Raw genomic sequence first — 5,109 nt, 5'->3', positions numbered from 1 at the left:
CCGGCAGGTGGCCCGGCAGCGCGGCATGGAGCTGGACATCGCGCTCCAGCAGGATCTTGACGCCACGCCCTGTGACCCGGTGCTCACGGCGCTTATGGAACAGGCGGTGGATGACGTAACCGGCGCGCCCGCGCGCCTGCTGGTCAGCGGGGCGGGGCATGATGCGATGATCATGGCGCATCTGGCCCCGGTTTCCATGCTGTTCATCCGGTGCGCGGGGGGGATCAGCCATAACCCGGCTGAATCCGTGACGGATGCGGATACGGAACAGGCCCTGCGCGCCATGACGACCTTTATCGGACTTTTTGAGAGACGCTTCGGATGACCCAGACATTTTTTGGCCAGATCAACCCTCCTGCCCGGCTGCTGATGGGGCCGGGACCGGTCAACGCGCATCCGCGCGTGCTGCGGGCCATGGCGGCCGACATGCTTGGGCAGTTCGACCCGGAAATGACCACCTACATGAACCAGACGATGGAACTCTACCGTCAGGTGTTCATGACCGATAACCGCTGGACCTTTCTGGTGGACGGCACGGCGCGCGCCGGGATCGAGGCGGCGCTCGTCTCGCTGGTCGAGCCGGGAATGAAGCTGCTGATCGTGCGCGCGGGCCGCTTCGGGCTACTGCTGTCCGAAATCGCGGCGCGGATCGGCGCGGAGATCGTGACCGTGGATATTCCGTGGGGCGAGGTCGCGACACTGGAGCAGATCGAGGAGGCGATCGTGACCCATCGCCCCCGCGTGCTGGCCTGCATCCATGGCGATACCTCCACCACCATGGCGCAGCCGCTCGATGGCGTGGGCGCGCTGTGCCGCAAATACGACGTGCTGTCCTATGTCGATGCGACGGCCACGCTGGGCGGCATGGCGGTGGCGACTGACCGCTGGGGTGTGGACGTGGTCAGCGGTGGCCTGCAGAAGTGCATGGGTGGCCCGCCGGGCTCCGCGCCCATCACCATTTCCGACCGCGCGGCCGAGCACATCATGGCGCGCCGCCATGTCGAGGCCGGGATTCGTGGCAGCGACACGACCGATGGCGTGCGGGCACGCATCCCGTCCAACTATTTCGATCTGGCCATGATCATGGATTACTGGTCCGAAAAGCGCCTGAACCATCATACCGAGGCCACCAGCATGCTGTACGCCGCGCGTGAAGCCGCGCGCGTGATGGTGGAAGAGGGGCTGGAAGCCCGCTTCGCCCGCCATGCCAGCGCATCGCGCGCCATGTGCGCGGGGCTGCGTGCCATGGGGCTGGAACTGTTTGGCAGCGATGAATACCGCATGACCAACGTGACCGGCGTGTACATTCCCGACAGTGTCGATGGCGAACGGGTGCGTGGCCGCATGCGTGAGGATTTTGAAATCGAGATCGGCAGCGCCTTTGGCCCGCTGCAGGGCAGGATCTGGCGTATCGGCGCGATGGGTTACAATGCCGAGAAGCACAAGGTGCTGCTCACGCTGGGGGCGCTGGAAACAGTGCTGCGGCATGAAGGCCACAGCTTTGCCGCCGGCAGCGGCGTGGATGCCGCCCTTGCCGCCTACAACGCATAAGAACGGGAGATCAGCCATCATGTCTGTTGCAGGTGCCTATCCGCGTGACCTTGTGGGCTATGCGGGCAACCCGCCGGATGCGAAATGGCCCGGCGGGGCCCGGATCGCCGTGCAGTTCGTCATCAATTACGAGGAGGGGGCCGAGAATTCGGTCCTGCATGGCGATCGCGGCTCGGAAGCCTTCCTGTCGGAAATGGTGGGCGCGCAGTCCATTCCCGGCGCGCGCGCGATCGCGATGGAAAGCCTGTACGAATATGGCGCGCGCGCCGGGTTCTGGCGTCTGCACCGCATCTTTACCCAGCGTTCGCAGCCGCTTACGGTTTTCGGGGTGGCCGCCGCCATGGCGCGCAATCCCGCCGCCGTCGCGGCGATGAAGGATGCGGGGTGGGAGATCGCCTCCCACGGGCTGCGCTGGATTGATTACCAGCACATTCCCGAAGCGGTGGAGCGCGCCCATATCCAGGAATGTATCGCGCTGCATACGAAACTGACCGGGTCGCGTCCGCTTGGCTGGTACCAGGGCCGCACCAGCCCCAACACCGCCCGCCTGATCGCGGAGGAAGGCGGCTTTGTCTATGACGCCGATTCCTATGCCGATGACCTGCCCTATTACGACCGCAGTAATGGCCGGGCGCAACTGATCGTGCCGTACACGCTGGATGTGAACGACATGCGCTTTGTCGCGCTGAACGGCTTTACGGAAGGTGAGCAGTTCTTCAACTACCTGCGCGATACCTTCGAGATGCTGTATGAGGAAGGCGCCGATAGACCGCGCATGATGTCGGTTGGCCTGCACTGCCGCGTGGCGGGCCGTCCGGGCCGCGCGCGGGCTGTGGCGCGTTTTCTGGACTATATCGCGCAGCGCGAGAAGGTGTGGGTCGCGACCCGGCTGGATATTGCGCGGCACTGGCAGAAGGTGCATCCGGCATGAGCGATGTGATCGGACGGGTCAACACACTCTCCCCCGTACGGTTCGTCGAGCTGTTCGGGGCGCTGTATGAACATTCCCCATGGGTGGCGCATCGCGCGCATGCCCATGGTCCCTTTGCCGATGATCAGGACATGCTCGCGGCCATGCGCCATGAACTGGAGCGGGCGCATGACACGGAGAAGCTGGAACTGATCCGTGCCCATCCGGAGCTTGCGCAGCGCATGGGGGTTGACCCGACGCTGACCTCGGCCTCCGCCGTCGAGCAGGCCTCCGCCGGGCTGGACCGGCTGACACCGGAGGAGTTCGCCCGCTTCCGCGCCCTGAATGACGCCTATTCCGCCAAATTCGGGATTCCGTTCATCATCTGCGTGCGGCAGTCGGACAAGGAAGGCATCCTGAACGGGATGCGGACCCGGCTGGAAAACACGCCGGAGGCCGAACGGCAGGCCGCCCTGGCTGAAATCAACAAGATCGCCGCGCTTCGCCTGGCGGATGTGCTTGAACGGATGGAGCAGGAACCATGAGCACCCTTTCCACCCATGTGCTTGACCTCGTCTCCGGCAGGCCGGCGGCAGGCATGGCCATCAGCCTGTGGATGGGTCAGGACTGCCTGTTTCGCGGCGTGACCAATGCCGATGGCCGCTGCCCTGAACTCAGCCAGCATATGGGTGAGATGCAGGCAGGCGCCTATCGGCTGGATTTCGCGGTGGCGGATTATTTCCGGACGCGCGACGTGGCCCTGTCCGACCCGCCATTCCTTGATGTCGTGCCGATCGCCTTTGGCGTGGCGCGGCCCGGTCCGGACGGGAAGGGAGGGCATTACCATGTGCCGCTTCTGGTCTCGCCCTACGGGTTCTCGACCTATCGCGGAAGCTGACGGGCTTTTCCCCGCCGGAATGCAAAAAGGGCCGTGGCAGGTGATGCCACGGCCCTTTTTCAGTCTGCTTCCCGTATCCCCCCGCGGCGGGCTGGCCGCCTGCGGGGGAAAGCCGGATCAGACCAGCGCCTGCTTGAGGGCCGCCGTCAGGTCGGTCGTGCTGGCCTTGCCGCCAAGGTCGCCCGTGCGCACGGCACCGGAGGTGATGACCTTCTCGATGGCCTTGTCGATGCGGGTGGCCAGATCCTGCCGGCCTACATGCTTCAGCATCATGTTCGCCGCCAGCAGCAGGGAGGTCGGGTTGGCCTTGTTCTGACCCGCGATGTCGGGGGCCGAACCATGCACGGCTTCGAACACGGCGGCCTTTTCACCAATGTTCGCACCCGGCGCCAGGCCAAGCCCGCCAACCAGACCGGCCGTAAGGTCGGACAGGATGTCACCGAACAGGTTGGTGGTGACGATGCAGTCAAACTGCCACGGATCGGTCACGAGCTGCATGGCGCAGGCATCGACAATGCGCTCGTTCACTTCCACGCGACCTTCGTATTCCTTGGCGACCTTGCGGCCTTCTTCCAGGAACAGGCCGGTCAGCAGCTTCAGGATGTTGGCCTTGTGCACCAGCGTCACGCGCTTGCGGTTGTTCTTGACCGCGTATTCAAAGGCATAGCGCACGATGCGGTTGCATTCCGCGCGTGAGGTGTAGCCCGCGCCCATGGCGATGCCCTTGGGGTCGTCACCCACGGCGATGTAGTTTTCCATCGCCGCGTAATACCCTTCAAGGTTCTCGCGGAAGATGACGAGGTCGATGTTCTCGAAACGGCCACCGGGCACGATCGTCCGGGTCGGGCGCACATTCGCGAACAGGCCGAACTCCTGGCGCAGTGTGACGTTGATGGACTTGAAGCCACCGCCGACGGGCGTGGTCAGCGGGCCTTTCAGCGCAAGGCCGGTGCGGCGGATGCTGTCGATCGTTTCCTTGGGCAGCGGGCTGCCCGTGGCATCGAGCGCCGCGACACCACCAAGCGCCTTTTCCCATTTGAAGGGAGCACCGACCGTATCCAGGATTTCAACAACGGACTGGACAATTTCAGGCCCGATTCCATCACCGGGAATCAGGGTAGCGGGAATTGTTTTTTCTGCAGACATTCTCGAACGTCTCCCTTTGTGCTTGCTACTGAAAAGCGTTTCAGCATGCCCACCGGCTTGGCTTACCCGGTTCGTTGCCGGGTGCCCCGTCGGAACTGGTTAAAAGTCCTAGGCCCCGGAAGCACATGTGACAATCGGGCCACCGGGGTGCGGTCATGGTTTTGCAGTCACATTATCCGGCGTGCAATGGCGCGCAGGCCGCCTTGAGCCATATCCGCGCCGGTGTATCCAGATGTGGTGCAATCCGTTCAAAAACCCGTGCATGGTAACTGTCCAGCCATGCGGTTTCGCTTCCCTCCAGCGCGGCGGCGTCGATCAATCGCCTGTCGAAGGGGGCGAGGGTGAGGATCTCGAATTCCAGAAAGCGCCGCCCGGCTTCCCCGATGGGGGAGGGCTGGACCAGATGAAGGTTCTCCAGCCGGATGCCGAACGCGCCGGGGCGGTAATAGCCCGGCTCGTTGGACAGGATCATGCCGGGCTGGAGGGGCACGGGACGGAAAACGGGGGAAATGGTCGCCGGGCCTTCATGCACGGACAGGTAGCTGCCAATGCCGTGGCCGGTGCCGTGGTCATAATCCAGCCCGCCCGCCCACAGCGCGTGGCC

7 protein-coding genes are annotated in these 5,109 nt (G+C 64.2%); 5 read left to right on the top strand and 2 right to left on the bottom strand.

The features are described from left to right. From JCM25156_RS23040 to uraH, 5 genes are all read left to right on the top strand, one after another. On the top strand, nucleotides 1-325 hold a 325-nt coding region (locus JCM25156_RS23040), incomplete at its 5' end, for a M20/M25/M40 family metallo-hydrolase (RefSeq protein ID WP_148299366.1). Beyond that, a complete protein-coding gene (locus JCM25156_RS09225; RefSeq protein ID WP_025812852.1) occupies nucleotides 322-1,551 on the top strand; it encodes a pyridoxal-phosphate-dependent aminotransferase family protein in 1,230 nt (409 codons plus the stop codon). The genes JCM25156_RS23040 and JCM25156_RS09225, both read left to right, overlap by 4 nt. Nucleotides 1,552-1,570: 19 nt before the next feature. Next, nucleotides 1,571-2,482: an allantoinase PuuE gene (puuE, locus tag JCM25156_RS09220; protein WP_025812851.1), complete on the top strand. Its 912-nt coding sequence runs from the start codon at nucleotides 1,571-1,573 to the stop codon at nucleotides 2,480-2,482. Next, nucleotides 2,479-3,006, top strand: coding sequence for a 2-oxo-4-hydroxy-4-carboxy-5-ureidoimidazoline decarboxylase (gene uraD / locus JCM25156_RS09215; protein ID WP_025812850.1), 528 nt, complete (start codon nucleotides 2,479-2,481; stop codon nucleotides 3,004-3,006). Before puuE ends, uraD begins: the two co-directional genes overlap by 4 nt. Continuing rightward, nucleotides 3,003-3,359 (top strand): hydroxyisourate hydrolase, encoded by a 357-nt coding sequence (gene uraH, locus JCM25156_RS09210; RefSeq protein ID WP_025812849.1) that lies wholly within the window; start codon nucleotides 3,003-3,005, stop codon nucleotides 3,357-3,359. Before uraD ends, uraH begins: the two co-directional genes overlap by 4 nt. Nucleotides 3,360-3,476: 117 nt before the next feature. Here uraH and JCM25156_RS09205 read toward each other — a convergent pair whose 3' ends face one another. Beyond that, nucleotides 3,477-4,505 (bottom strand): isocitrate/isopropylmalate dehydrogenase family protein, encoded by a 1,029-nt coding sequence (locus JCM25156_RS09205; protein WP_025812848.1) that lies wholly within the window; start codon nucleotides 4,503-4,505, stop codon nucleotides 3,477-3,479. Nucleotides 4,506-4,677: 172 nt separating this feature from the next. Next, a partial coding sequence (locus JCM25156_RS23035; RefSeq protein ID WP_034959131.1) for a M24 family metallopeptidase C-terminal domain-containing protein occupies nucleotides 4,678-5,109 on the bottom strand: 432 nt, incomplete at its 5' end.

It is taken from the genome of Komagataeibacter kakiaceti JCM 25156 (genome assembly GCF_000613305.1).
This window is presented reverse-complemented; position numbering and strand designations above follow the sequence as displayed.